The 26,312-nt window shown below is 64.5% G+C and carries 20 protein-coding genes; 14 read left to right on the forward strand and 6 right to left on the reverse strand.

Annotated elements, in window-relative coordinates:
• Positions 1–36 precede the first annotated feature (36 nt).
• Positions 37–1,224, reverse strand: coding sequence for a DUF1275 family protein (locus KF838_14685; protein ID QYK48023.1), 1,188 nt, complete (start codon positions 1,222–1,224; stop codon positions 37–39).
• A 237-nt stretch (positions 1,225–1,461) separates the two neighbouring features.
• On the opposite strand from KF838_14685, the gene glmS reads away from it, so the two are divergent.
• The 12 genes from glmS to KF838_14745 all read left to right on the forward strand — a co-directional run bounded on the left by glmS (position 1,462) and on the right by KF838_14745 (position 16,024).
• A complete protein-coding gene (gene glmS, locus KF838_14690) occupies positions 1,462–3,288 on the forward strand; it encodes a glutamine--fructose-6-phosphate transaminase (isomerizing) (protein ID QYK48024.1) in 1,827 nt (608 codons plus the stop codon).
• A gap of 289 nt (positions 3,289–3,577) precedes the next feature.
• Positions 3,578–5,794, forward strand: a complete 2,217-nt coding sequence (locus KF838_14695) for a hypothetical protein (protein QYK48025.1) — start codon at positions 3,578–3,580, stop codon at positions 5,792–5,794.
• 34 nt (positions 5,795–5,828) lie between these two features.
• On the forward strand, positions 5,829–6,446 hold the full coding sequence (locus KF838_14700; GenBank protein ID QYK48026.1) for a hypothetical protein: 618 nt from the start codon (positions 5,829–5,831) through the stop codon (positions 6,444–6,446).
• 307 nt (positions 6,447–6,753) lie between these two features.
• On the forward strand, positions 6,754–6,990 hold the full coding sequence (locus KF838_14705) for a hypothetical protein (GenBank protein ID QYK48027.1): 237 nt from the start codon (positions 6,754–6,756) through the stop codon (positions 6,988–6,990).
• A 71-nt stretch (positions 6,991–7,061) separates the two neighbouring features.
• Positions 7,062–7,673, forward strand: a complete 612-nt coding sequence (locus KF838_14710) for a hypothetical protein (protein ID QYK48028.1) — start codon at positions 7,062–7,064, stop codon at positions 7,671–7,673.
• Positions 7,670–8,332, forward strand: a complete 663-nt coding sequence (locus tag KF838_14715; GenBank protein QYK48029.1) for a type II secretion system protein — start codon at positions 7,670–7,672, stop codon at positions 8,330–8,332. The genes KF838_14710 and KF838_14715 overlap by 4 nt, the downstream gene beginning before the upstream one ends.
• Before the next feature lie 196 nt (positions 8,333–8,528).
• Positions 8,529–10,781 (forward strand): hypothetical protein, encoded by a 2,253-nt coding sequence (locus KF838_14720; GenBank protein QYK48030.1) that lies wholly within the window; start codon positions 8,529–8,531, stop codon positions 10,779–10,781.
• Between the two features lie 128 nt (positions 10,782–10,909).
• Positions 10,910–12,211, forward strand: a complete 1,302-nt coding sequence (locus KF838_14725) for a hypothetical protein (protein ID QYK48031.1) — start codon at positions 10,910–10,912, stop codon at positions 12,209–12,211.
• A gap of 152 nt (positions 12,212–12,363) precedes the next feature.
• Positions 12,364–13,119 (forward strand): triose-phosphate isomerase, encoded by a 756-nt coding sequence (gene tpiA / locus KF838_14730; protein ID QYK48032.1) that lies wholly within the window; start codon positions 12,364–12,366, stop codon positions 13,117–13,119.
• A 114-nt stretch (positions 13,120–13,233) separates the two neighbouring features.
• Positions 13,234–13,734 carry a preprotein translocase subunit SecG gene (secG, locus tag KF838_14735; GenBank protein ID QYK48033.1) on the forward strand — a complete coding sequence of 167 codons (501 nt, stop codon included), beginning with the start codon at positions 13,234–13,236 and terminating at the stop codon, positions 13,732–13,734.
• 99 nt (positions 13,735–13,833) lie between these two features.
• The gene (locus tag KF838_14740) at positions 13,834–14,724 is read left to right on the forward strand and encodes a YicC family protein (GenBank protein QYK48034.1); all 891 of its coding nucleotides are present in this window, start codon (positions 13,834–13,836) and stop codon (positions 14,722–14,724) included.
• 163 nt (positions 14,725–14,887) lie between these two features.
• The gene (locus KF838_14745) at positions 14,888–16,024 is read left to right on the forward strand and encodes a PDZ domain-containing protein (protein QYK48035.1); all 1,137 of its coding nucleotides are present in this window, start codon (positions 14,888–14,890) and stop codon (positions 16,022–16,024) included.
• Here the strand turns inward: KF838_14745 and KF838_14750 are convergent.
• Positions 16,008–16,529, reverse strand: a complete 522-nt coding sequence (locus KF838_14750; protein QYK48036.1) for a bifunctional (p)ppGpp synthetase/guanosine-3',5'-bis(diphosphate) 3'-pyrophosphohydrolase — start codon at positions 16,527–16,529, stop codon at positions 16,008–16,010. The genes KF838_14745 and KF838_14750 overlap by 17 nt on opposite strands.
• Before the next feature lie 38 nt (positions 16,530–16,567).
• Complete coding sequence (locus KF838_14755) at positions 16,568–19,360, reverse strand: beta-galactosidase (protein QYK48037.1); 2,793 nt, start codon at positions 19,358–19,360, stop codon at positions 16,568–16,570.
• Positions 19,361–19,734: 374 nt separating this feature from the next.
• Here KF838_14755 and KF838_14760 point away from each other — a divergent pair, with 374 nt between their 5' ends.
• On the forward strand, positions 19,735–21,474 hold the full coding sequence (locus KF838_14760; protein ID QYK48038.1) for a TolC family protein: 1,740 nt from the start codon (positions 19,735–19,737) through the stop codon (positions 21,472–21,474).
• Between the two features lie 18 nt (positions 21,475–21,492).
• On the opposite strand, the gene KF838_14765 is transcribed toward KF838_14760, so the two are convergent.
• The 3 genes from KF838_14765 to KF838_14775 all read right to left on the reverse strand — a co-directional run bounded on the left by KF838_14765 (position 21,493) and on the right by KF838_14775 (position 24,296).
• The gene (locus KF838_14765; GenBank protein QYK48039.1) at positions 21,493–22,182 is read right to left on the reverse strand and encodes a GNAT family N-acetyltransferase; all 690 of its coding nucleotides are present in this window, start codon (positions 22,180–22,182) and stop codon (positions 21,493–21,495) included.
• A complete protein-coding gene (gene gndA / locus KF838_14770; protein QYK48040.1) occupies positions 22,179–23,735 on the reverse strand; it encodes an NADP-dependent phosphogluconate dehydrogenase in 1,557 nt (518 codons plus the stop codon). The genes KF838_14765 and gndA overlap by 4 nt, the downstream gene beginning before the upstream one ends.
• A 165-nt stretch (positions 23,736–23,900) precedes the next feature.
• Positions 23,901–24,296 (reverse strand): DUF393 domain-containing protein, encoded by a 396-nt coding sequence (locus KF838_14775; protein ID QYK48041.1) that lies wholly within the window; start codon positions 24,294–24,296, stop codon positions 23,901–23,903.
• Between the two features lie 233 nt (positions 24,297–24,529).
• On the opposite strand from KF838_14775, the gene KF838_14780 reads away from it, so the two are divergent.
• Positions 24,530–26,290 (forward strand): tryptophan 7-halogenase, encoded by a 1,761-nt coding sequence (locus tag KF838_14780; GenBank protein ID QYK48042.1) that lies wholly within the window; start codon positions 24,530–24,532, stop codon positions 26,288–26,290.
• Positions 26,291–26,312: the final 22 nt, after the last annotated feature.

Here is a 26,312-nt window from a genome sequence, read left to right on the forward strand (position 1 = left end):
GTGTGTATGGTGCGTGAGCAGGAGTGCGGCGATGGGTCAGGCCAGGCCGTGTTCTTGAAGGATGGCCAGTCCCCGCGCGACGGCGAGCTCAAAGTCCGGGCACGCGCTCATCGGCTCGAGCATCTCGCCGGCTCCGGCCCGACGCAGTTGATCGTATTGCTCATGCGAGACGCCCGCGAGCACGAGGTGCCGGTCCTGGGCCTTGAACAGCGCGAGCAACGATCGCAACTCGAACGCCGCGTCTCCGTCGAGCTGGGTCACGTCGGCAAGATCGAGGATGACTACGCGGACCTCATCCCCGAGACGCTCGGCCCACGCGGTCATATTTGGCAGACTGTGCAACTTCGCGCGCCGGCCTTTGCGACGCGATTGGTCCTGGCGGATGTGATAGACGCGGATTGCCTGGGGCAGTCCCTCGCCCGCGCCGTTGGCGACAAGGTCCGACGGCTCGATCGCAGCGATAGGACGCATCGCATCGATCAGGACGATCCAGAGCAGGAACGCGACAGGGGGCACCATCGCGTATGGCCTCGAATAGTCGAACGCCACCGTCCCAAGCCCCGCGCCGAGCGCGAAAGACCCGAGGATCGACGCGAGCAGAGCGACACGCCGGATCACCGGCTGTGAGAGCGTGTGCGCCACCCGAGCCCGCACGCCGGGGTCCAGCTTCGAGAGGTCGCGGTCGCGGACCCAGAGCCAGAGGTGCGCCAATTCGATCCCGAGGTCCGTCAGCACGCCTGTCACGTGCGTCGTTCGCACGACCCCGTTGGAGATCCGCGTGATGGTCGCGTTCTGAAGGCCCATCGCGAAAGAGGCGATGCCGCTGATCCAGACGAGTTGATCATCAGGTGGCTCATTGGTGTGCGTCACCCGCAGCGCGAGCATGAAGAGCGTCAGAAAGAGCGCTTGGAGCGCCATCGGCAGCACATAGATCGAGTCCCATCCCCGACGTCGGCCGATCTCGGTGGTGATCCCCGAGAGGAACGCGCCCCCAAGAAACGTCACCAGCAGGAACATCGCATAGCCAGCGAGGGTCCACGCGCCCGCCGTGCCGCGGATGCCCTCGACGATGTCGCGTCCGAGGTTTGAGGTGGTGCCGCTGACATGCGAGGTGACGGTGCCGCAGACCAGAAAGGTGATGATGTTGGTGTACCCGGCGACCCATGCGAGGGTGATCGCCAGCCGCGCCTGCTGGACGAATGAATGTGCCTGGGCGACGAACACGAAGCGTTCCGGGGAGCGTCAGGGCACGCTCCGTTGCCAATCTGCGATGATACGGGGATCGGCCTGTTCGGGGCCGGTGTTTATCTGGACCCACTCGGAGTCCCGGGGCGAACTTTCGCGCGCGCGGGCAAGTACCATTGACCGAGTCGGTGCCGCTGGCCGATCTTTGGAGTTTCGCCGTCTCACGCCCCGCGTCAGGATCCTTCCCGCGGCGGCATACAGGAGAGAGGTCGGTCTATGTGCGGTATTGTTGGTTATATCGGTTCGAAGCCGGCGCAACAGATCCTGATCGAGGGCCTGAAGCGGCTCGAGTATCGCGGGTACGACTCTGCGGGAGTGGCGATCCTGAATGGCGGGCTGCACGTCTGCCGCGCTGTTGGCAGGGTTGCGAATCTTGAGGACAAGCTCGAGCAGATCGGGGGCTATCACGGCACCGTGGGCCTCGCGCACACCCGCTGGGCCACGCACGGCGGCGTGACCGAGCCGAACGCACATCCACACCGCGATGACAAGAGCGGGATCTGCCTCGTTCACAACGGCATCATCGAGAACTACTCGGTTCTGAAGGCCTACCTGCAGGAGAAGGGGCACGTCTTCACGAGCGAGACCGATACCGAGGTCCTCGCGATGCTTATAGGCGAGCTCTATGAGGGCGATCTTGAGAAGGCCGTGCAGGCCGCGCTCCGCGAGGTGACGGGCGCGTACGCGATCGCCGTCATTTGCGAAAGAGAGCCGGGCGTGCTGGTGTGCGCGCGCAAGGGTTCGCCCCTCTTGGTGGGGATCGGCAACGGCGAGTACATCATCGCCTCCGACGCCTCCGCCATCGTCGCCCACACGACACAGGCCATGCCGCTCGACGACTACAACGTCGTGCGGATCACGCGAGATGGCTTCCGCTCGTCGGACATTCACGACGTGGAGGTCTCGCCGAAGGTGATGCAACTCGAACTCGACCTTGAGCAGATCGAACTCGGTCGCTTCGAGCACTACATGCAGAAGGAGATCTACGAGCAGCCCGCGGCTCTCCGCAACTGCTTCCGTGGTCGTATCGCGATAGAAGATGGAAAAGTCGTGCTCGGCGGTCTGAGCACCTACGCGAAGGAACTGGTCCGTGCGGGGCGTGTGATTCTGACCGGGCAGGGCACGGCCCTCCACGCCGCGATGATCGGCGAGTACATGCTGGAGGATCTCGCCAAGATCCCCGCCTGCGCCGAGTACGCCAGCGAGTTCCGCTACCGCAACCCGATCATCGAAGACGGCACCGTCGTCATCGCGGTGAGCCAATCAGGCGAGACCGCCGACACGCTGGCCGCGCTCGAAGAGGCCAAGGATCGCGGCGCGCTCTCGCTCGGCGTCGTGAACGTCGTCGGCTCCACCATCTCGCGCCAGACCGATGCGGGCGTCTACCTCCGCGTCGGCCCTGAGATCGGCGTCGCCTCCACCAAGGCATTCGTCGGACAGGTCGCCGTGCTCTCTCTCATCACGCTCTTCATGGCCCGCAGGCGCGTCATGTCCGCCGACCAGTGCGCCCGCTGGCTCGAACAGCTCCAGTCGATCCCCGACAAGGTTGAGCGCGTGCTGGAGCAATCCGAGCGCATCAGGAAGGTCACCGAGCGTTACTGCGACCGCGAGAACTGGCTCTTCCTGGGCCGCGGCTACAACTATCCCACGGCCCTCGAAGGCGCGCTCAAGCTCAAAGAAATCTCCTACATCCACGCTGAGGGCATGCCCGCGGCCGAGATGAAGCATGGACCCATCGCGCTCATCAACGAGGGCATGCCCGCCGTCTTCATCGCCAACAAGGGACGCCAGTACGACAAGGTCATGTCCAACATCGCCGAGGTCCGCGCCCGAGGGGGCCACGTCATCGCCGTCGCCACCGAAGGCGATGAAGAGATCAAGCGCCATGTCGAGGAGGTCCTCTACGTGCCGGAGATCATCGAGCCCCTCAGCCCGATGCTTACCGTGATCCCGTTGCAACTCATGGCCTACCACGCCGCGGTGATCCGAGGCCACGACGTCGACAAGCCCCGCAACCTCGCCAAGTCCGTCACGGTCGAGTGAGCTTGAGTGAGTGCCACTGGTTGCCTGCCAGCCAGTGCGATGAACATTGCAATCCGAGACGCTGGTGTGCGCCAGTCGGGTGCCGCCAGTTCCTGTCGCTTGGTGACGGAACTGGTGCTCTTCGCCGCGCACAGCGCGAGCGTTTCTCCTGCGCCAGCGGAGCCAATTGGACTTCGTTTCTTGCCATGCTCCAACTCTCCTCCCGGTTCCTTTCCTCGCCGACCCCATTTGGTACACTCCGCTCTATCCGCGGCTCGCCTCTCGCTGCCGCGATCTGAAGGAGTGTCGTATGCCGTCGATCCGGGCGATGTGTCTTGCCGCCACACTGGCGTGTGCCTCTGCCGCGCAGGATGCGCCTCCCCCGCCCCCCGATCGCGAGGTCTCCCCTGACGCGACCGCTGTCCCCGAAACAGCTCCCGCGACCAACCCCACGCTCGCCACGGCCGAGAGCGTCCGCGCCACACCCGTCTATCAGGCCACGGTAGAAGAGAATCTCGCGTTCGAACGCGCCACCCTCGGTGCCGAGTATGAACGTCTGGGTGATCGCAACTCCAAATGGGACGCCGTCGCCCGCGATTTCCTTGAGGAATATGCCCAGGCATCTGCCGATCAGCGGCTGACGCTCACCGATCGTCCGCGCCTTCGGGGCTACGCCGCGCGCCTGCGAGAAACCGGATGTTCTGATCCCCTCGTGAACGCACTCGTCGCGCAGGTGCGGGTCGCCTTCAACGACGCGAAGAACCCTGTTGCGGAAGTCTCGCAAGCCGCCGAAGCCCTCCGCGCGTCAAACCACTCGCTCAGCCGCAAGGCGTGGGTGGAATGGAAACTCGCCGAAGCCCTCGCCAACGCCAAGCGACCGGACGAGGCAGCGCTCCAGGCCTCCATCGCAGCGGACGCCTTTCTCGCTCTCGCCGCCGATCGAAACGCGCCGCGCATCCCCTCCCGCTACTTCTACTCACGACTCCGCGGATTCGTCACACACACACTGGACGAGACCGCCGCCGCCGATTTCTGCAATCGCTTCGAGCAAGCCACCGACGATCAATGGCTCAGCAACATGCTCTGGGCAAGTCTGCATGAGAGCATTGGTTGGCGTCGTCGCGGCGGCGGCTTCACCAACACCGTCACCCAGGAGGGTTGGAAGGGCTACGACAAGCTGATGCCGCTCGCCGCCAAGCGCTACGAGGCCGCCCACGCGCTCGCGCCCGATCGTCCCGAAGCCGCCTCGAGCATGATCTCCCTCTCCAACATGGGCTTCGGCTCGCGCCCCGATGACCCCGTCTACTGGTTCCGCGCCGCCACCGATGCCGAGTTCGATCACATCTGGGCTTACCGGACCCTCCGCTGGCACCTGCGCCCGCGCTGGGGCGGGTCGTACGCCATGATGATCTCGTTCGCCACATGGTGCGTCAAGAGCGGGCGCTTCGACACCGAAGTCCCCCTCCAGTACCTCGAGATCCTCGACGACCTCGTCGATGAAGTGGACGACACCCGCACCATCATGCGCGTCCCCGGCGTCTACGAGACCATCGAAGAACTCGCGCAGGCCTATTCGGTCGCCGATCCCCCCGCCGGTGAGGCGCGCCTCCGCCAGCTCCGCACCGTTCAGGCGATCGCCGCATGGCACACCGGTCGGCGCGAAACCCTGGCACGGATCTACAACGACACGCGCCGGAACCTCGACACCGCGACCCTCACGCGCTTCCGCGTCCCGGACGGCAACCTCCGCGCCGAGGCCTTCCTCGCCATGACGGCAAACGCAGCCGCCTACGACCGCATGTGGGATTCAATCCAGAACAACGACTTCGACGGCGCACACGCGATCGCCGTGGAGGCCCGCGCATCCACCGATGAGGCCCGCAAGCAAGACATCCCCATCGCGGACCTCGCCGTGAAGCGCACCCGCCTGCTTCGTGACTACCACGCGGGTGACTGGGCAGACCTCGAGCTCGGCGCCTTCGCATCATGGGATTCCAACGGCGGCGCGTGGATCACCGTTGATCATGGCGCGGTGCGCGTGAGCACCTCAAAGAGCGAGTTCTGCCTCTTCCGCCTCCTGGACGATGTCGGCGCCAGGTACGAAGCCCAGATCGACATCGATTTCAGCGCGCTACACGTCGCGCAAGGCGTGAGCGTCGGCTTCGCAATCGGCTATGAATGGATGAGCTCAAAGAACGCCCGCTGGGTCGGCGCGTGCGTTCTCCCGGGAGCACAGCGCGCCGATGTCGCCTTGGGCTGGGCACGCAAGCCCCGCCACGCCGTGCCCATCGACACCCGCGCACACGTCCGCGTCGTCCGCTACGACGATCGCATCATCTTTACCGTCAACGGCCAGGAGATCCTCGACGGACCACTGCCCGTTGACGACGCATGGTCCGCAGGAAACGGCCTCGCCATCGGCGGCATCCTCCCCGTCGGCGCAGGACAGGTCCAGTTCTCCAACGGACGAATCCGCAAACTCACTGAATGCCCGCCCCAGCCCGGCGGCGACAAGCCCCGCTTCTGACTCGGCCAACGGCGTCCCACTCTACGGGACTCAGATGATGTCTCTCTCCACCATTTCCCCCACCAAGTCCAACGCCGCCCGCGCGCCACGCGGCGTCATTGTCACCATCCGGCCGCGCATCCAGGCCGACGACTCGATCGTCCTCTCCGACCGCGGCTGGCGCTACGCTCGCCGTGCCTCGATGCCCATCCTCAGCGCACTCATCGCGCTCGTCCTCTTCATTGTCTCGCCGCCGTCGAAGTTACCCGCCCACATGGATCTGTACATCGCCGGTGCTCTCGTCGTCATGCTCGTCTATGCGCTGATCCAGTGGAGAGCGAGCGACATGGTGACTCTCGATGCCCTCTCCGGCACCGTGAAGTGGGTCCGCCGCCGCGGCATCCATGCGCGATACGCCGAATACCCGATGAACGACGTCGCCGTTGTCTCCTGCCGCGTCCAGTGGGATCAGGGCACCCGCCGCGACAAGTGGCGGCAGCCGATCGACCTCGGCCTCGCCGACATTTCCGGCGTCGCCATCGTCGCGGGCGACAATGCCATGCTCCTCAAGGGCTCGCACGACGCGAATGAGATCCACGCCTACCTCGACTCGCTCCCCGAGCCGCTCAAAAGCCTTGAACGCGCTGAACCCTGGCTGATCGCGATCGAGTGAGTTCGCGCCTTGTTTTGCGTTCCACATTCGGGACGACGCGAGGTTTCCGACGCCGTGGAGTGCGTTGTGGATAACGCACGGTATCCACTCAGCATGCGAGTCGTGCTTCGAGCCACATGACAAGCATCTCGGCGATAAACCATTCGCTTGCATCAACTTACAATGAATTTGTTATCGGCCCTTCCGTTGATGATTCCGAGTCCAACTGCGGTGGATTCCCGCGAATCTTGGCCATGATTGGCCATGCAAGGTTGATGTGATCCCCCAGTTCAAGTATTCTGCGCGCAACCTGCAAGGAGGTACTGCTATGCGACAGAATCGATTCGTGACCGCTGCGTTCGGGTTGGTCTGCTGTCTCTCAACGTTCTCGGTCGTTCTTGCATCAACGGGCGATGGCGCTCAGTGCGGCAAGACGAACTGCGGCTCGACATTGACGATTCGGAGTTGCTACGCGTGCTGCGTGACGAACTGCACGGACGCGACGGGGTGCCAGGATTGGTGCGACAACAAACTCTTCCCCGCGGGAGATCCCTCCAATCCGTGACTTGACTGGAGTGTGGCCGCACGCGGCTCGATGAGAATCGAGCCGCGTCTTTCTTCTGGGGAGGTCCAGACATGACGGCACAATCGATGAAGGGTGTTGGAATCGCCATGCTTGCTGTGGCGATCTCAGGTGTAGCCGCCGCCTTCAGTATTTCGCGCGCGGTCTCGCCTCCGGCGATCTCGCCCGCGGCCCAGACGACGACGAAAGCGAGCGGCGGCTGCAACGGGTGCGGATCCGGCGAGGGAGAGTCGTCGATCGCGGCTGCCGCGGGGTTGAGCGGAGATGCCGCGGTACGCATGGCGCAGATGGAGAACGAGATCGCCGGTCGAGCCAGGGCGACGCTGGAGGATGCGGAGTTTCTCCACGAGTGCGCCCACGGAACTGATGATGTCTTCGTTCAGCGTTGGGCGATCGCGCTCGCGTCAGACCGGCTCGCGACGAATCGCTGCGACGAGAACGCACGTGCCACGATGGAGCGAGTGATCATCGACGCGCTCTATCACGACAACTGGCGCGTGCGCCGCACCGGGCTCGCAACATCGGAGGAGAGCGGGCTCACCGCTCGCGAGGATGTCGCGGCCCGTATCCGTGAGATGCGTGACGACGAGCGTCCGGAAGTGGCGGCGCGCGCCTCGTATGTGCGGTTGCCCGGCGATCCCCCGCTCTCCTCAGAGCAGAAATGATGCATCGTGCCACACTCCATCGCGGCCGCGGGTTCACGCTCGTCGAGGCGATGGTTGTCGTGTCACTGGTCTTTATGCTGATCACGATCGCGGCCCCGGTCATCGCAGATGCGCGGGCGACGGCCCAGCGAACGGTCTGCCTGTCCAATCTCCGCCAACTCGCTGGCGCGACGCATCTCTACATGGATATCGAGAATCGGGGTGTGCTCCCCGCGAGCCCGAGCGTTTACGCGGCACGCCCTGACGAGCGCATGAGGGCGTATCGCGGGGAACTGTTGCTCGACCAACTCGCCGACTACATCGGCGGCCCATCGTTGCCGGATGGCGCGGGCGGTTTCGTTCGGAAGCTTCCCCACGCCTGCCCGTCGGATCAGACATACGCGACCAAGATCGGTTTCAGTTACGATTATCACGCGGGGCTCCACATGGAAGAGCCGCTGACCATGCGTGTGACACCCGCGATGGCGCGCCGTGTCACAACCTTCTATATGGATGGTGAGCGCATCGCCTCGCGAACGGCTTCGCCGAGATTGCCGCGCCTCTTCGACGATATCGGTCCATACCACCGCTCGGCACCGTCCGGAACCCAGGGCATCAACGCGGTCTACTTCGACACCAGCGCGGACTGGTCCCGGGTTCCTGTACATATCGAGTACTGAAGCGAAGGGAACGCATCGCGAGCACCAAGCCGCCACCCTGATCTCCCTTTGTTGGGCTTCGATATGGGTGATGAGGTGGTGGCAACGCTTCCATCAGAAGCGATGCTGCTGTCAATCTCTCTCAATTCGTCTTGCGTCAGGGTGCCATGATCGGCTACTTTGCATGCCTCGCGGGACATGAGAAAGGGCTTGAGCCGTGGGACGCCTCTCCTTCGCCATGATCGTTCTGGGCGCATCGCTCGGGTTCGCGTCTGCCGCGGCCGCGCCTGAGATCACCCTCCTCCCTGGGCCACCCTCGGACCTCGGCCCGGCGTGGAGCGTCCCCGGTCCGCGCCCGGTCTCCGCGGTTCACGCGACGGTTGACACTGCGGCATTGCGAGTGCTGCTCTCCGATGCGCCGCTGGAGAGCGTGGGCACGCCCCTCGCGACGTACGGCATGCTCGTCCACCTGCCGCATCCGTCGGGTGTGCTGATGCCGTGCTATGTCGCGCTCTCATCGGTGATGGAGCCCGCGCTGGCAGCGAAGTTCCCCATGATGCGCACGTATCTCGTTCAATCCGCTGATGGCTTTGCCAGCGGGCGCATCGAGCTCACGCAGCGCGGTCTGACAGGCATGCTGCGCGAGCCGGCGGACCTCGGCCAGGGCGGCGGCACGTGGATGATCGACCTCTGGCGTTCCGGCGATGACTCGAACGTTGTGGCCTACTGGCTCCGCGACTTGCACGGCGCGACCGACTGGACCTGCCACACCCACGCGGGGCTCGGAGGCGACATCGTTGAACCCGCTCCGATTCGGGGTGGCGCGGGTGGCGACGGCGCGTCACGAGCACTCCAGGCGCGCCGGAACGTGCGGACCGCGATCGCCTGTACGGGCGAGTACGGGCTCCACCACAGCACGATCCAGGGGAACGAGCCAAACGCCGCGGATCCGATGGCCGCGATCGTGACGATCGTCTCCAGATCGAACGTCGTCTTCGAGATGGACCTGGGTGTCCACTTCGATCTTGTCGCGAACAACGACCTGATTGTCTACTTCGATCCCGCGACGGATCCATATCCGGACACCTGCGACGGCCTGGGCGGCAGCGACTGTTCGAGCCCCGTGCTCTCGGTGAATCGCACACACGTGCCAGAAGTGATCGGGAGCGCGAACTTTGACCTCGGCCACTGCGTGACGCGCATCGCCGGGGGGGTCGCGTATCTCCGCAGCGTCTGCACGAGCAACAAGGCCGGCGGCATCTCGGGCATTCCCCGGGGCGGCGATGCCGACCCGTTCTCCGCGCTCGTCGTCATCCACGAGTTCGGGCACCAGTTCGGAGCCAACCACACCTTCAGCGGCACACGCGGGCGGTGCGGCAACAACGCCAACCTCGCGACCGCGTGGGAAGCGGGAACAGGATCTTCGCCGATGGGCTATGCCGGCGGCTGTCCTGTCGGTGACGAGCCGCCCAGCGACAACATCGTGCAGTTCGCCGATCCCTGGTTCCACCACGGCAGCGTGCTCGAGATGCGGGCATTTCTGGACAGCGGCACGGCGTCTTGCATGTCACCTGTCGCCACAACGAACAACATCCCCGAGATCACGTTCCGCACGGCCGACACAGCGATCCCGCCCGGCACACCGTTTGTGCTGAGCGCGACCGCCATCGACGCCGACAACGACACGTTGACGTATTCATGGGAACAACGCGACGACGGGGTCCGCAGGCCGCTCACGGGCGAGGGCTCGGAAGATAACGGGCAAGGCGCACTCTTCCGCATCTTCCCGCCGGTGCTGGATGGCACCCGAACTTTCCCTCAGTGGTCAGACATTCTGTCCGGTGTCTCCACACCGGGAGAGAAGCTCCCGACGGCGACCAACGCGACGCGCAGGTTCCGGGTGATCGTTCGAGACAACAGCCCCGGCGCGGGCGGCGTCGCGATCTCCGGGACAGCAGACCTCTTCATTCCCTCTAGTGCATCACCGTTCATGGTGGTCGCGCCCGCAACAGGCAACGCGTTGGGCGCAGGAGCCGCGGCCGTGGCATGGACCGTCGGCAACACCAATCTCTCGCCGATCTCCTGCTCGCAGGTCGCGATCGACCTCTCGACCGACGACGGGCTCTCGTTCCCGATCTCGCTCGGCACCTTCCCGAACAACGGCAGCGCGACCGTTGATCTTCCCGCTGTCTCCACACCAGGGGCGCGGATCCGTGTCCGTGGCGTCGGCAGGATCTTCTTCAACGTCTCCGGCTCGTTTACGCTCGCGGGCTGTGCCGCGGACTTCAACATGGACGGCATCGCGGACGTGCTCGACTTCCTCGATTACATGGACGCCTTCGGCTCGTGCGGTGGTCAGCCAGCGCCCTGCGCCGGTTCGGGCGGCTTCGATGCGGACCTCAACGGTGACACGCTCGTCGATATTCTCGATTTCCTCGATTTCATGGATTCGTTCGGGATCGGGTGCTGAGCGGCACGAACGGAGCGAGAGTCCCTCTCCGCGATTGCCACCGAATTTTGTTCTCAGAGCGCGCCGGAATCCCTCCGGCCCGCTCTCTCGGTCGTGCTGCAAGGCGTATTGAGAATCGGAGGTTTGAGATGCGGAAGGCCAATCACATTCTGGGTGCGGCGTCCATGCTCGTTGCGATCGCGGGATGCGCGTGGGCAGAGGGCGATCGCGGTGTGCAGCTCTTCGATACGATCGGGGCGTCCGATCCGTCAGGCGGCATGTTCCAGATCCGCATCATCGACATGGCGACAGGAACGCACAAACCGTACATGAGCGTTCCATTTCCTGCCGGGTTCTCGTATGTGAGGTCCGCGACAACGCTCCCGGGCAATCGGCTGGCGTTCTCGATTTTCAAGGATTCCAGCACGCCGCTTCGCGCCATGATTGTTGATCCATTGACGGGTTCGGTGACAGACATCGTGGCAGGCGCTCCATTGAACGCCCGATACTGCGAGGCGTTCGAGTGGTCGCCGCGCCACAACGCCATCATCGTTTCGTACGCGAACCTCGGCAATTTCGGCACGACGTCCATCGCGCTCATGGATGAAACGGGCACGGTGCTCGCGACCGCTGCTTCCTCGCCGAGTCAGGCCGATCTTGACTTTGTGGCATGCGATGCGACCCGTGACATCTTCTTCGATCCGAATCGGACATCGACGAACCGCGTGGTGCAGCTTGCGACACCGTTCCCGGCACCGACGTTCTCGAACTTCGCATCCCCGCCAAGTCTCGCCCAGTTCGGTGATGCTGCGATCCACCCCGACAACGGGCGTATCTATATGATCCACGGAGCGAGTCTGAACCGAATCGCCGAACTGGTGGGTAACACCTACGTCCTCGGTCCGATCTTCGCGGGCGGGTTCAGCACGACCGCACTCGCGATCGTGACGCTGCCGCCTCGGATCCAGGTGCAGCCACTCGCCGACACCATCACATGCAAGGGCGGAACAGCGACGCTGACGCTTGAGTCGACGGGCGGCTCGCCGTCGCATCTCTGGCGGAAGCGAGTGGGTGGCGTGTGGATGCCCCTCGCCGATGGCCCGACCGGCACCGGCTCCATCATTTCAGGCGCAAACATGCCGAGCGTTTCGATCTCGAACTTCGGCGATGCGGACGAGGGTGAGTACTCGTGCATCCTCTTCGACACGGCCGCACCCGCGGGCGTGGAATCGGCATTGAGCTACGTCCGCGCCTGCATCGCGAACGTCAACTGCGATGGCGAAGTCGACATTCTCGACTTCCTCGACTTCATGGACGCCTTCGGCTCGTGCGATGGTCAGCCCTCGCCTTGTGCCGGTTCGGGCGGCTTCGACGCCGATCTCAACGGTGACACGATCATCGACATCATCGACTTCCTGGACTTCATGGACGCGTTCGGGAGCGGGTGCTGACACCCTCGCGTCCCGCTCCTGGTCGGTGGCCGACGGCATATCCCCAGGCGATGGTGCTGATCGTAAAGGTCTGGCTCTGTTGTGCCTTTCCCTCGTGGTTCGCGGCGACCTAGTCTCTTCGTGCGCCTTCTGAGCGCCGGAGACACACGCCCATGCGTCAACCCATCGTCGGCGGCAACTGGAAGATGAACACGAATCGTGCCTCGGGCGTCGAGCTTGCCCGTGCGGTGGCTGCTTCGTCAGCCGGGACGCAAGCACAGGTCGTCGTCTTCCCGCCCTTCCCCTATCTCCTTACCATCGCCGACACCCTCAAGGGCTCGCGCGTCATGCTGGGCGCGCAAGACGTCTCCGACCGCGCGGACGGCGCGTTCACAGGCGAGGTCTCATGCGCCATGCTCAGAGACTGCGGTGCGACCTGGGTGCTTGCGGGCCACTCGGAGCGTCGCCACGTCATCGGTGAGAGCGACGTGATCGTCAACGCCAAAGCCAGAGCCGCACTCGCAGCGGGCCTGGGCGTCATCCTCTGCATCGGTGAGAAGCTCGATCAACGCGAGCGGGGCGAGACAGACATTGTCAACGAGACCCAGTTGCGTGCCGGGCTGGCCGGGGTGGAGCCCGCCTCGCTCGCTCACGTGGTCATTGCCTATGAGCCGGTCTGGGCGATCGGTACCGGCAAGACCGCAAGCCCCGCCGATGCCCAGGCGGCCCACGCCCACATCCGCAAGGTGCTTCGCTCCATGTACGGGGCCGATCACGCCGAGGCGATGCGCATCCAATACGGCGGCTCCGTGACCGCGGCCAACGCGAAAGAACTCTTCTCTCAGCCCGACATCGACGGGGGCTTGATCGGCGGCGCGTCCCTCAAACCCGCCGACTTCGCGCAGATCGTCGCCGCCGCTTCACCCTGAGCACCACCCGCCTGCGGCCTACCATTCTGCCCTGTCTCTGGTGTCGCTTGCACTTCGGTGTTTGTCAGGGTTGTCAATACGACCTGTCAAACGCATCTTCTGGAGTTCGCTCGAATGTCTCCACTTGTCACACTGGCCGCGAATCAGTGGCTTGTCGGCGGTCTGGTGGTTCTGGGCATCGTCGCTTCGGTGCTGATGATCCTCACCATTCTGATCCAACGTCCGCAGGGCGGCGGGCTTGCCGCGGCTTTCGGCGGCGCGGGTGCCGGCTCTGGGCAGACGGCCTTCGGTGCCAAGACGGGCGATGCGCTCACGATCATGACGATCGTGGTCTTTATTTTCTGGCTGCTCGTCTCGATGGGGCTCGTCTACGCGACAAAGAGCCCGAGGCCCACGCCAGGTGCTCCGCAGAACCAGACCCCCGCCGGAGCGACAATGCCCGAGGGTGATGGCGCGGTGCCGCCCGCCGCAGGGTCGATGGATCCCGCCCGTCTCCCCGAGATGCCCGCAACCGACGCGCCAGTGTCTGTTCCCCCCGCAGATGCTGTGCCGGATACCTCGGGTGATGGGGAAGGTGGCCAAGCGGGCGAGGCCGATCCGGACGGCGGCCGCTGATCTGTCTGCAACTCCCGCCCGGGCGGTGTGACCCGCAATCGAGGATTCGCTAGACTGCCACGGCACGCGATCGGGCGTGCTCGTGTCGTGGAGATATTCGTGATTCGCAGCATGACCGGATTTGGCGAGGCCTCAGCGCAGATCGACGGCGTTCACTATCACGTCGAGGTCCGGTCTCTCAACAACAAGTACTTCAAGGCCGTGATACGCCTGCCGGATCAGTTGCAGTCACTTGAGGCCGAGTTCGAGTCCGAGCTGCGCCGCAGGATTTCGAGGGGCAGCATCACGATGACCGCCTCGTGCACCGACTCAGGAGTCGGCGGCGCACACACCGTGAATCACGAGGCGCTCGAGCACTACATCGAGCAGATCCGGCGCGCCCCCATGATCGCTGACGGCACCGTGCGCGTCGATGTCTCCGGACTGTTGACGCTCCCGGGGGTGCTCACAGCCCCTGTAGACAGCGAGGATCGGCTCGACAGGGCCCGCCGCGCGATGCTCCCCCTCCTCCATCGCGCGTGCGAGGGACTGCTCGGCATGCGCGAGCGTGAGGGCCGCCTGCTCGCCGACGAACTCCTCTCCCACCGGACGCAGATCGCGGGACGGCTCTCCCGTATCTCCGAGCGTGCGCCCACGGTCGTGAGTGAGTACGAGACTCGACTCAGGTCCCGCATCGAGATGATGGTCAAGGGGACCGAGGTCGTGGTGAACCCTGCCGACCTGATCCGCGAGATCGCGATCTACGCCGAGAAGTCGGACATCGCCGAAGAGATCCACCGTCTCACCGGCCACATCGAGCAGTTCCAGCAACTGCTTACAAACGGCGATGGCAATCCCCTCGGCCGCACGCTCGAGTTTCTCTCACAGGAAATGCTCCGCGAGGCGAACACGATCGCAAGCAAGTCGCCCGATTCGGAGATCTCGCGTCTGATCGTCGAGGTCAAGGGCGCGATCGACCGCATTAAAGAACAGGTCCAGAACGTCGAGTGATCCCGGCCTAGGCCGAGGGTTGTCTTTCGGTGCTGACCTGGCTTCTTGGACTTTGTATATGGGGGTCGTGAAGGGGGCGATGGTGGGGGGTTGGTGGGGGGTTGGTGGGGGGGGTGCAACGTGCATAAGGCCTGGCGCGTAGAATCCCTCATTGGAGGTTCCGGTGCGGAGCGCCGCTGCACAATCCAGAGTCTTCCGATCTGCGGCTCGCGCGTTGGCCATCCATGCCGCGATCTGCGGGCTTGGACTCGCCGTTGCGGGCAGGGCGTTGGCGCAGCCCGGCAGCTCGGACGCGCCGCACAGAACGCTCGACCTCACGCCGCTGATCCGTGCGCTTGATTCGTCATCGCTCGACGAGCGGGATCGCGCCGTCGAGCAACTCGGCGCAAACCCCGCGATCACGGCGCGAGAGGTGCTCGCGATCCTCAGGGATGTTCAAGGGCTCACGCCCGAGCAGCGTGCCCGTCTTATCGATCTCGGCAGGGCGATGTTCAAGAACTCTCCGCGTGCCGCCATGGGGATCCAGTTCGGGGGCACAGTCGAGAACGGCGTGGCCGTCGCTACGTTGATCGAAGGATTCGACGCGGCCCGGCACCTGCGTCCGGGCGATGTCATCGAGGCGGCCAACGGCGAGCCCCTCTCGCAGAATCGGCTCCGGGCCGTGATCGTCTCGCACGATCCCGGCGAATCCATGTCGTTGCGTGTGAGGCGTCTGGACTCGGAAGGACGAGCAGAGTCGATCGACGTGCGCGTTGCGCTCGGCTCCTTCAACCGGCTGCGCGGTGGCGGGTTCCTCGACAGCCAGACGCTCGAGGAAGCGTGGCGCATCCGCATGTCCAGGGCGGGCATCATCAGCGCGGGGGCCGAAGGTGTGATCGGCGTCGCGGTCGATCGGGACGCGTGGCTCGCGTGCGCGCAGGCACTCGCCAGATGGGCCGATTCCGACACGGGGCCGGGCACGGCACGCTCGCCCAGAGCAGGTGTGGCCGGCGAGTCCCGTTCCGAGTGGCACGATTCCGGCAGCGAGTCGTTCTCGATGCAGGTCAACGGCCGAGATCCGAACCGCATGGAGGTCGATGCCCAGCGCCTCGTCCTGCTCGAACGCCTCCAGGTGCTGCAGCTCCAGATGGAGGCGATGCGGAGCGCACAGCGGGCCAATCTCGCGGCACTCCAGAACCCGTCCCTCTCCCCGAATGAGCGAGCGAAACTGCTGAACGAGAACGAGCGGCTCGCTCAAGAGCTGCTCCCCCTCGAGCGGCAGATGACAGATCTCCGCGGGGCTCTCAACCGTCGGCAATAAGCTGCCCGACGATCTCTATCGCCCACGCGACCTCCGGATGGTCGTTGACATCGGGGCGAGCGAGCAGGATCGCACGCTCGCAGCGTGCCCGCGCCTTCTCGATTGATGGACGCGCGTTGGTCGACATGTCGAGGTAGTTGTCGTGCGTGTCGGCGAGTTTGATCAGCCGCGCCTGCCACGGACCCAGCGAGAGACGACGGTCATAGTCTGACTCGCGCTCGTGCTCAGGCAACGCGGCGTTCTTCGTCAGTGCTGACACACACTCGGCCACATCATGGCCGAAGGTCTCCTCGATATCGTCGTAGTCGGTGGAGGTGTCCTCGATGGTGTCGTGGAGCAGGGCCGCTGTGATAGCGATCGGATCGTCGCAGCCGAAGGTGTCGCGGACGGTCATCGCCACGCGAAAGACGTGCGCGACGTACGGCGTGCGCCCGTCCTTGCGCATGCCGTGACGATGGGCCCGGGCAGCGTACGAGACCGCTTCGATCCACATCGGTGAGGACATCGGGAGACTCCTGCGGCACAGGGCCGTCGCGCCCAGAGTCAGACTCGGATGGCGTGCGCTCCCGCTGCGTACACAAGGCGACACTTCGAAGGGTTTCCGCCGTGCTCGTCGAAGATTACGATCTCATGCGTCTGGCCGGGCGTGATCCACGCGCTCGGGATGAGGTGCGAGGTCTGCGGCCCGACCGCGCCCGCCCCCGGCATAGAGACGAAGTAGCGCCCAAGGTGCTTGTCGTCGATGTAGATCTGGCCCTTGGTCATGCCGGAGAGATCGATGAACAGCGGCGACTCGTTGCTGTTGGCCGTGAAGGAGCCCCGCCACCACGTGGGACCGTTGTGTGAACCCGACTTGGACGCCCTGAACGCCGCGCCGTTGGGCTGCTCCCACTTGGCGAAGGCCCAGTCGGCCTTGGCGGTGAGGTTGTCGACGCATTCCTCGATCTGGATCTTCACGTCCTTGAAGGCCTGCTCGGGTGTGAGCGTCAGCCCCTCGCCGACCAGCGCGACTTGGATCGCGTTGTTTCCCTTGTGCAGCACAGGCGCGTCGAGCAGAACGGAAACGGTCGCGCCGCGCTCGAGGAACTTGATCGGTGTCCCGTTCGCAACGAGCACCGCTCGGGCGCGCGAGTTCTGGACCTTGATAAGGACCGGCGTCGACTTCCGGTGAGAGAACGTCAGCGTGAGGCGCTCAGGGACCGTGGTGTCACCCGTTCGGACCTCCCACAAAGGAGACTGGAACTTGAGCAGGTCGAGTGGCTCCGCGATCACAACCTTGCTCTTCACGCCCTTGATCGCCTGCACGACCTGAAGGTGGCCGTGCAGCCCCTTCTTTTCGGCGAGCGAGACGCCGCCGCTGCGACGCCCGAGATTCTCCGCGAGCATCACCAGATTGTGCGAGCCCTTCTTGAGCGAGAGCGTGATGTGGTCATTCGCGCCCGGACCGACGCCCAGCACACCCAGGAACTCACCGTCCAGGAACGTGTGCAGGCGATCTGCCCCGTGCGGCGCGGCAACCTTCACCCGCTTGGCGGAACCCGACTTGATGCCCAGTCGATACCACCCGTAGCCCCACGGACAACCGAGCGCGACAAGATCCGCAGGCCCCGCGATGGTCGCGAAGCGTGCGCTCTGGCCGGAGATGTAGTCGGCAGACTCGACGGGCGTCATCGCGCTGAGCATTGCTTTCGGGGCGGACTTGGGCGCGGGGCGAACCTTCGCGCCGCCCGACTTCACCACGCCCTCCGAGTCGATGACCGTGACCTGGCGTTGCTCTGACGCGTCGTCCACAATGGGCTCGCCGGACGCGCTGATCGCCGAGGCGCCGACGATCACGGTGCGTTCGGTGACGAATGCCGAGTCGATCTGGCTCTCGCTGCAGAGGACGATGTGAATCCCCTCGTGCGCGACGACGGTCGGCTTCTTCCCGGACGGGGCCTCGAGCTCGATCGGGGCACCATTGATCGAGACAACGCCCCGCGAGCCGGACGGCCCGTAACAGACGAAGACCTTGCCGACCATCGCGAACGCGTTGAACGCGCTGTAGTCGATCCGCGAGCGCCCGCCGAGATGCACGTCGATGAGGCACCACGCAACGTGCTGCTGGCCGATCGGCACGGAGACGTTCGATCCGTCCGCGAGGAGCAGTGTTGCCGCGGCGGGCGTCTTGGTCTGCTGATCGCGGAAGATGAACGCGACCCCGCCCTGCCCGCCGTTCGCATGGGCGACGACAAACCCGCCCGCTTGGGTCTCACCCTTCGCGGGGCGCGCAACGGAGCGTGATCCGACATGCTGCGCAACGTCGAGCATCACCGGCTGGTACGAGGTGTCAAGATTGGAAAGCACGCGCCCGAACTGCGACGCGAAGTGGCAGACACGACGGATCGCCTTGTACGACTCGGTGGGGCGTCCGGCCTCGTCCAGCGGCGCACCGCGGTCGTTGGATGCGCAGAAGAATCCTTCCGAACCCTCGTGCTCACGCCCACCGGCGAAGCCGAACGTGGTGCCGCCGAAGAAGGGCTGCAGATTGAACTGGCCACCCGCTGCGAGAACTTCCGCCAGACGCCGCTGCACGACGAGCGGCTCAACCTGCGGCTTTGGCTCGGAGCCCCACGTGGAGGACGCGCCGAGGTTGAAGTCGATGACGAAGCGGGGCTGATCGGGGCGAACGGTGGCGAGCTGCCGGAGCGTCGAGATCATCTGCTCTGAGCCGCACCACCCGTCGATCTCACCCTCAACACCCTGCCAGAGGTTGTTGGCGTTGACGATGGGGACATTGATGCCCCCTTCGCGCAGATAGCGGATCAATTCGCCGAGATACGCGTTGGCGAGCGTGTCGTCGCCGCACGTCCATGAGAACTCGTTCTGCACGAGCACGATCGGTCCGCCCACGCCGGGCGCGGTGACCTGAAGATCACGGACCTCGTCGGCAACCGCGGAGAGATAGCGCGAGCACGCCTCAAGGAACGCACCCGAGTTGGTGCGCATCGAGATGTTGGGCATCGCCGAGAGCCAGGCGGGGAGCCCGCCCATGTCCAGATCTTGCCCGATGTACGGACCGACGCGCAGGATCGCCATCATGCCGGCCTTGCCGATCAGCTCGACGAAGTGGCGGATGTCATTCTCGCCCTTGAAGTCGAACTGTCCGGCCCGCGCCTCATGGCGCTGCCAGGCGATCGGCACATCAATGGCATTCAGCCCGGCGCACTTCGCGCCGTGGATGCGATCCGCCCAGCTCGCGCGAGGAACCCGGAAATAGGGGATCGAGCCGGAAACGAGCCAGATTCTTCGACCGTCGAGCATGAAGCTGCGGCCGTCGTAGGTCACAGAGGCCATGCGTTGGATCGCTCCGTGCCTCCAAGAGTGAATGGAGGAGGTCGTCTGGGGCCGCCCGACGAGGTTGGGAATACCGACCGTCTACCGCCCACGTGGACGGCCCGCCCGGCGGCTGGGGGGAACCCGAAGGATAGGACCGAATGGACCCGCTCGCAACGAGAGGGGCCGGAAAGTGGTACAGTTGGGCCACTCGTCGCAAGATGAGCATGACAGACGCTTCCCATTTTCCTATACGTTTACGAACAAAGGACTTTCGAGTGCCCAGATTGTGCACCTCTTCAATGATCTTCGGCGTCTTGCTGACGGCCGGCGTGCTCGCTCTTGGCGGATGTTCTCGAGGGTTATCGGACATTGATCGCGTCACCAACCGGCTCATGGCGGCACGAACCGACACCATCGGTGCGGGTCCCACCGCGCCGATCCGAGAGTCACTAGACCCAAACTCTGTCAGGCGGCCGTACCAGAACTCGATCAATCCCGACACAACAAACCCAGATGTCAACGAACTGACGTTCGTTCCTGCGGACGAAGCCAGAGACGTGGCGGCTCGTCTCGAGTCCTACGCAAGGCGGGCCAGCGGCGCAGGGCAGGAGGTTCGGACCCTCACGATCACGGATGTCTTCCGCATCGTCCAGCGCACGGGACGTGAGTATCTCAACGCCGAGGAAGACTATCTCATAGCCGCGATCTCGCTGCTGATCGAGCAGCATCGCTGGGGTCCGCGCCTCTTCAACGACACGGCGGTCACCGTCGGCGCCTCTGGTGACAGCGGCTCGTTCGACCACGCGATCAACGTCGTCAACTCGCTTCGCGCGACACAGCGTCTGCCCTACGGCGGCGAGGTGGAAGCACGCTGGGTGTGGCGGGCGACGGAGCAGCTCCGCAGTTCCGTGAGCGGGCAGTATCGCCAGTCATCGGAACTCATCCTCGGCGGCAGCATCCCGCTCCTGCGTGGGGGAGGCGTCACGGCTCGCGAGAGCATCATCCAGGCCGAGCGTGACATCATCTACGCCGCCCGTTCGTTCGAGGAGTTCCGACGCTCGTTCCTCGCGGACATCGCGGATGATTACTTCGCCCTCCTCCAGACCCGCTCGCAGATCGCAAACCAGGAGCGTCAGATCGAGTCGCTCCGGCGTCTGAATGAGGCGACCCAGGCCCGCGTCGATGCGGGGCGTGAGAGCCGGTTCCGTGTCGCGATCGTCGAGAACCAGTTGCTCTCGGGCGTGGCGTCGCTCGCTTCGCTCCGTGAGCAGTACATCCTGCAGTTGGACCGTTTCAAGGTTCGGCTCGGGCTCGACCCGAAGGAGCCGATCGAGATCGCCGCGCTGGAGTTCGAGCTCGCAGAGCCGGAGATCGACGAGTATGTCGCCGCCCAGTACGCGCTCGAGTACCGGCTCGACCTTCAGAACCAGCGCGACCGCGTGACGGACGCGAGACGTGCCGTCGCCAATGCAAAGAACAACGTGCTACCTGACCTTGACATCAGGGGGCAGGTCGGCGTGCCCACCGATCCGGGCACACGAGAGGGCGGGGTCGATTTCGACTTTGATTACACGCGCTACAGCGCGGGCGTGGATCTTTCTCTTCCCCTCGATAGAAAGATCGAGCAACTCGGTCTCAAGCGGACAATGGTGCAGCTCGAACGCCAGATCCGTAACTACGAGCGAGCCAGAGACGATGTCGTCGTCACGTCACGGAGCGCGGTGCGACAGATCGATCGGGCGAGGTTCTCGCTGACACTCGCCGAGCGACAGGTCTCGATCAACCGCGAGCGTCTCCGCGAACAGAAACTCAAGGAGGACATTGTCGATCCCCAGTCGATCGTCGACTCAGAGAACGACCTCCTCCGTTCAGAGAACGACCGAGATCGCGCCAAGACGGACCTTCGCAACGCGATCCTGAACTACCTCGTCGTGACCGGCCAGATGCGCGTTGCCCCGGGAGGCGAGTTCCAGCCCGTTCCGGGCATGATGCTCGAAACACCGGCCGGTGTAGTGCCGATCCCCCAGCCGGACGAGATCAGACCAACACCGGGAGCAGAGGGGCCGAAGCCCGCAGAGCTGCCGGGTGGCGGCGAGATTGAACCTGACGGCGACGAGCCACGGGACGAATGAGCGTGTTCGCGAATTGTGTCAACCAGCCAACGCGTGCGCATCGAGCACAGTCATGGCATAGATATCGTGCAGCTCCCATCGCTCGCCGACACGCAGATACGACTGCACGCCGCGTTCGTGGCTGAATCCGAGCGAAAGGGCAAGGCGGATGCTCGCATCGTTCTCCGGCGCTATGCCCGCGTGGATCGTGTGTAACCCCAGCCCCGCAGGAAGGTCCGCAAAGGCGTGTCGTAAGGTGGACAAGATCCCCTCGCGTGCGAGCCCTTGCCTGGTATGGCCCGACGCGATCCACCAGTTCATATCAGCGGACGACTGGAGCCCGCGTGCGATCGCGTTCAGGTTGAATCCGCCCACGATCTCGCCGCTCGGAAGCACACCGATGCGACGCCAGGCCGTGCCCTGCGAGTCCCCGGTGGACGCCAGCTGCAACTGACGCTCGAAGAACGCGTCGTCGGATTCGCCCGGGTTGTTGAGCGGGATCCACCGTTCGAGGTGTGCGCGGCTGCCGTTGATCGTCGCAAGAAACGGTTCACGATCCGATTCAATGAGCGGCCGGAGCGTCATCCTGCCGGCCGCGACGCCGCGCGGGGCGACGACCTCGACCGCGCGCTCGGGCGCGATGCGGGCGAGCAATCGCCTGGGCGTCACCGGCGCGGGATGCGTGCCGGAAGTGGTCGAAACGGACTTGCTCGGGTTGTGCATCGTCATGCTTGAACCTGCGGGCGCTCCGGATGGGGCCAGTCGAGATGGAAGAAGGTGCCTCGTGGTTGATCGACGCGCTCATAGGTGTGTGCGCCGAAGTAGTCTCGTTGGGCCTGCAGCAGGTTCGCGGGGAGACGCTCCGTGCGATACGCATCAAAGTAAGAAAGCGCGGATGCAAACGCCGGAACTGGCACGCCCTGCACCGCGGCACGGGCAACGACGGCCCGCCAGTGCCGCTGGGCGCGGTCGATGACCGAAGCGAAATACTGATCAAGGAGCAGATTGGGCAGGTCGGGGCGACGCGCGTACGCCTCGGTGATCTTCTGCAGGAAGCGTGCACGAATGATGCACCCACCCCTGAAAATCGACGCGATCTCGCCGAGGTTCAAGCCCCAGTTGTTCGCCCTTCCCGCTGCGTTCATCAGCGCAAACCCCTGCGCGTACGAGCAGATCTTCGAGCAGTAGAGCGCATCGCGCACGGCCTCGACCCAGTTGTAATCGCCCGAGCCGACAGAATGGGCGTGCGCGCCGATCTCGGGTCCTTTCAGGATGGCCGCCGCCGCCACACGCTCTTCCTTCAGCGAACTGATGTTCCTCGCAAAGACTGCCTCGGCCATGGTCGGTGCCGGCACACCCATGTCGAGTGCGGCGTTGATCGTCCACTTCCCGGTGCCCTTCTGGCCGGCCGCATCCAGGACGATATCGACGAAGGGCTTGCCTGTGGCCTTGTCCGTTTCGCGGAGGATGTCCGCGGTGATCTCGATCAGGAAGGAGTCGAGGTTGCCCGCGTTCCACTCGGCGAAGATCCGCGACATCTCGGATGTGGGCAAGGCGAGCACGTCACGCATGAAGTGATACGCCTCGCAGATGAGCTGCATGTCGCCGTACTCGATGCCGTTGTGCACCATCTTGACGAAGTGGCCGGATCCGCCCGGACCGATGTACGTCGTGCACGGCACAGCGCCCGGCGCGCTCACCGGCTTGCCGGGAGATGCGCCGTCGATCGGCTTGCCGGTCTTCGCGTCAACCTTCGCGGCGATCGCCTCCCACACCGGCCTGAGCAATGCCCACGCCTCTGCCTTGCCGCCGGGCATCAGCGAGGGACCGAAGCGAGCTCCAAGCTCTCCGCCGGAAACGCCGGAACCAACGAAGAGAAGTCCCTTGTCATTCAGTGCCTTCTCGCGCCTGATGGTGTCCTGCCATTCCGCGTTGCCCCCGTCGATGATCAGGTCACCCCTCTCAAGAAGGGGCGAGAGCGAATCGATCACGGCGTCGGTCGGGCCCCCCGCCTTGACCAGAATGACGATCCGCCGCGGTCTCTTGATGGAGCCGACAAAGTCCTTGAGTTCCGCCGCGGGGACCAGGCCGCCACCCGTCGTCCCGAAGACGGCGGGCGGGTTCTCGGCGAGAACCTGCTCGGTGACGGTGGGGGTTCGGTTGTAGACGGCGACCTTGAAGCCGTGGTCGGCCATGTTCAAGGCGAGATTCGTGCCCATGACTGCCAGGCCGACAAGTCCGACATCGGCCGAGTTGGGAGCGGGCGTAGGAAAGGACGCCATAGAGAGATCTCCAAGGGTGTGTATCGGCCGAACCCGCCGCCCAGCACCGGATTCTGGGACGTGCGACGAGTTCTGAGACTTCAGATCGGGCCGCATAGGTTATACGGACCTCGCTCGATCATTGGCCCCAAGCTATGCCCCCGCCTGAGCCAGCGTCGAAACTGCTCAGGGCAGTGTGCGGCTGAGGAGTGTCGGATCCGGCATCGGGCAAGCCCCGGGCGTAAACCTGTGGCGACGCTTGGCAAACCAGAGGTAGGCCCAATCCCTGATCGGGCGCGGGATCAACCGGAGAGTCCCGCCAACCACAGCCCACCCACCCCCGAGCGTGCCCAACACACGCACTGTGGCATCGCTTCGCGTGGAAAGCACCCCGCGATCGAGGTACACCATCGATGAGAGGTCTTGGGGCTTCCCGGGAAGTTCGAGGTCTCGATATGTCTCACCCTGCAGCGGCGCGTAGCGGATGCTCCCGCTCCGGTCGCGGCGGATGACCCAGCGAACCGAGCGGTTACAGAGCCCGCAGTCGCCGTCGTAGAACAGGATCGGACCCGAATCGTGCATCGATACCGGATCGTAGTTCCCGATGAGGGTCGGACAGACGGAACCGCCGCGGTTCTCGGACACCGTCGAGCCGGGCCGCAGCTCTGACCCCACCCCTGGCCCCCCCGGAGGGGCGTAGTCGGAGAGCAAGTTCTTGCGATTGATCGAGCATACTTCAGCCGGAACCGATGTATATTGGTCGCAGGGTGCTCGCAAGCGCTCGTTCGTGGGTTCCACTCGTCCGGGGTTCCAGCATGATTTCGGCCAGAGTCGATGCGTATGACGTCGTCGTGATCGGGGGCGGTCCTGCCGGCACGACCGTCGCGTCTCTCCTCCGCAAGTACAACCCGAACCTTTCGGTACTGATCCTCGAGAAGGAGAAGTTCCCGCGCGAGCACATCGGTGAGAGCCAGTTGCCCGGGATCAGCGGCATCCTCCATGAGATGGGCGTGTGGGACAAGGTCGAGGCCGCCAACTTCCCGATCAAGATCGGCGCTTCGTACACATGGGGCAAGATCGGTGATATCTGGGACTTTGATTTCTACCCGGCCGAGGAGTTCGTGGACGAAGCCCGGCCCGCGAAGTTCGAGGGCCAGCGACTCTTCACGGCGTTTCAGGTCGAGCGAGCGATCTACGACGAGATCCTTCTGCGACACGCGGAGTCTCATGGCGCGATGGTCCGCGAAGAGACGCAGGTTCGCGAGGTCCTCCGTGATGGGGATCGCGTGACCGGGTTGCAACTGGATTCCGGCGAGATCGTCACGGCTCGGTGGTACGTGGATGCGAGCGGCCACGTCGGCCTCATTCGGCGTGCCATGGGCGTCGAGAACCAGGTGCCGCCCGATCTCATGAACATCGCCGTCTGGGACTACTACGACAACGCCGAGTGGAAGGTGAAGATCGGCGTGGGCGGCACACGAGTGCAGGTCCGCTCGCTGCCGTACGGCTGGATCTGGTTCATCCCGATGGGGCCGACCAAGTCCTCCGTCGGGCTGGTCTGCCCCTCGACCTACTACAAGCAGAGCGGGCTCACGCCCAAAGAGCTCCTGCACAAGGCACTCGCGGAGCAGTCAGAGATCGCAGCACTGTTGAAGAACGCGGTGAGCACCACGGGCGAGGACGTCCGGACAACCAAGAACTGGTCGAACCTCTCCGAGCGCCTCGCTGGCGAGAACTGGTGGCTGTGCGGCGAGAGCGCGGGCTTCGCAGATCCGATCCTCGCCGCGGGCATGACCCTGGCTCACACCTCCGCGCGCGACGTGGCGTACTCGATCCTCGAGATGGAGCGGGGCGAGCTCGATCAGAAGTGGCTTCGGACCCGCTACGACGAGAAGAACCGGCTGAACATCCAGCAGCACATCCGGTTCGCGCAGTACTGGTACGCCGCGAACTCGTGCTTCACCGATCTCCAGGCCCACTGCACGCAGATCGCCAAGGACGCGGGATTCAAGCTCAAGCCAACGGAGGCGTGGCGATGGCTCGCGCAGGGCGGGTTCGCGACGGAATTCATCGATCGTGCCAGCTTCGGCTCGTTCGACATCGGCTCGAGCAAGCAGGTCATGGAGCGCTTCAGCGGCGTCGCCGCAGAGTTCGAGTTCGGCAAATACAACCAGTACAAGCTCAATCTGATCGGCGCGAAAGAGACCTACCTCGGTGACCTCAAGGACGGGCGAATCCATCGCGTGAAGTGTCTACAGAGGGGCGTCAACATCCTGCCTTCCGTCGGGTACTACCAGGCGATGGTTGACATTCTGAAGAAGCACGCGGACGTGAAGGACGTCCTGCATGCGGTCGAAGCGAGGTGCGCTCTGGTCCCACAGGGCGGACGCGCGAGCGAGATCTTCGCTCACTTCCAGGCACTGGAGGCGATGCTCCTCGACGGCTGGGTCACCGGGAAACTCAACCCGAAAAAGCCCACACTCAACTTGTCCCAGTCGGGCGGTGGGCGACTGATTCGTTCCAACGACGAAGGAACGAAGGCGCTCGAGAAGGCAAGGCAGAAGCGGGGGGCTTGACGCGAAAGCGGGAGTTCATTCA

The sequence above is a fragment of the Phycisphaeraceae bacterium genome, assembly GCA_019454185.1.
Taxonomy (GTDB): Bacteria; Planctomycetota; Phycisphaerae; order Phycisphaerales; family UBA1924; genus JAHBWV01.

Excerpts from the sequence above, each read along its gene's own strand:
- glmS (QYK48024.1), top strand. The coding sequence starts at position 1,462 with ATGTGCGGTATTGTTGGTTATATCGGTTCGAAGCCGGCGCAACAGATC.
- KF838_14695 (QYK48025.1), top strand. The coding sequence starts at position 3,578 with ATGCCGTCGATCCGGGCGATGTGTCTTGCCGCCACACTGGCGTGTGCC.
- KF838_14700 (QYK48026.1), top strand. The coding sequence starts at position 5,829 with ATGATGTCTCTCTCCACCATTTCCCCCACCAAGTCCAACGCCGCCCGC.
- KF838_14705 (QYK48027.1), top strand. The coding sequence starts at position 6,754 with ATGCGACAGAATCGATTCGTGACCGCTGCGTTCGGGTTGGTCTGCTGT.
- KF838_14710 (QYK48028.1), top strand. The coding sequence starts at position 7,062 with ATGACGGCACAATCGATGAAGGGTGTTGGAATCGCCATGCTTGCTGTG.
- KF838_14715 (QYK48029.1), top strand. The coding sequence starts at position 7,670 with ATGATGCATCGTGCCACACTCCATCGCGGCCGCGGGTTCACGCTCGTC.
- KF838_14725 (QYK48031.1), top strand. The coding sequence starts at position 10,910 with ATGCGGAAGGCCAATCACATTCTGGGTGCGGCGTCCATGCTCGTTGCG.
- tpiA (QYK48032.1), top strand. The coding sequence starts at position 12,364 with ATGCGTCAACCCATCGTCGGCGGCAACTGGAAGATGAACACGAATCGT.
- secG (QYK48033.1), top strand. The coding sequence starts at position 13,234 with ATGTCTCCACTTGTCACACTGGCCGCGAATCAGTGGCTTGTCGGCGGT.
- KF838_14750 (QYK48036.1), bottom strand. The coding sequence starts at position 16,529 with ATGTCCTCACCGATGTGGATCGAAGCGGTCTCGTACGCTGCCCGGGCC.
- KF838_14755 (QYK48037.1), bottom strand. The coding sequence starts at position 19,360 with ATGGCCTCTGTGACCTACGACGGCCGCAGCTTCATGCTCGACGGTCGA.
- KF838_14760 (QYK48038.1), top strand. The coding sequence starts at position 19,735 with ATGGCGGCACGAACCGACACCATCGGTGCGGGTCCCACCGCGCCGATC.
- KF838_14765 (QYK48039.1), bottom strand. The coding sequence starts at position 22,182 with ATGACGATGCACAACCCGAGCAAGTCCGTTTCGACCACTTCCGGCACG.
- gndA (QYK48040.1), bottom strand. The coding sequence starts at position 23,735 with ATGGCGTCCTTTCCTACGCCCGCTCCCAACTCGGCCGATGTCGGACTT.
- KF838_14775 (QYK48041.1), bottom strand. The coding sequence starts at position 24,296 with ATGCACGATTCGGGTCCGATCCTGTTCTACGACGGCGACTGCGGGCTC.
- KF838_14780 (QYK48042.1), top strand. The coding sequence starts at position 24,530 with ATGATTTCGGCCAGAGTCGATGCGTATGACGTCGTCGTGATCGGGGGC.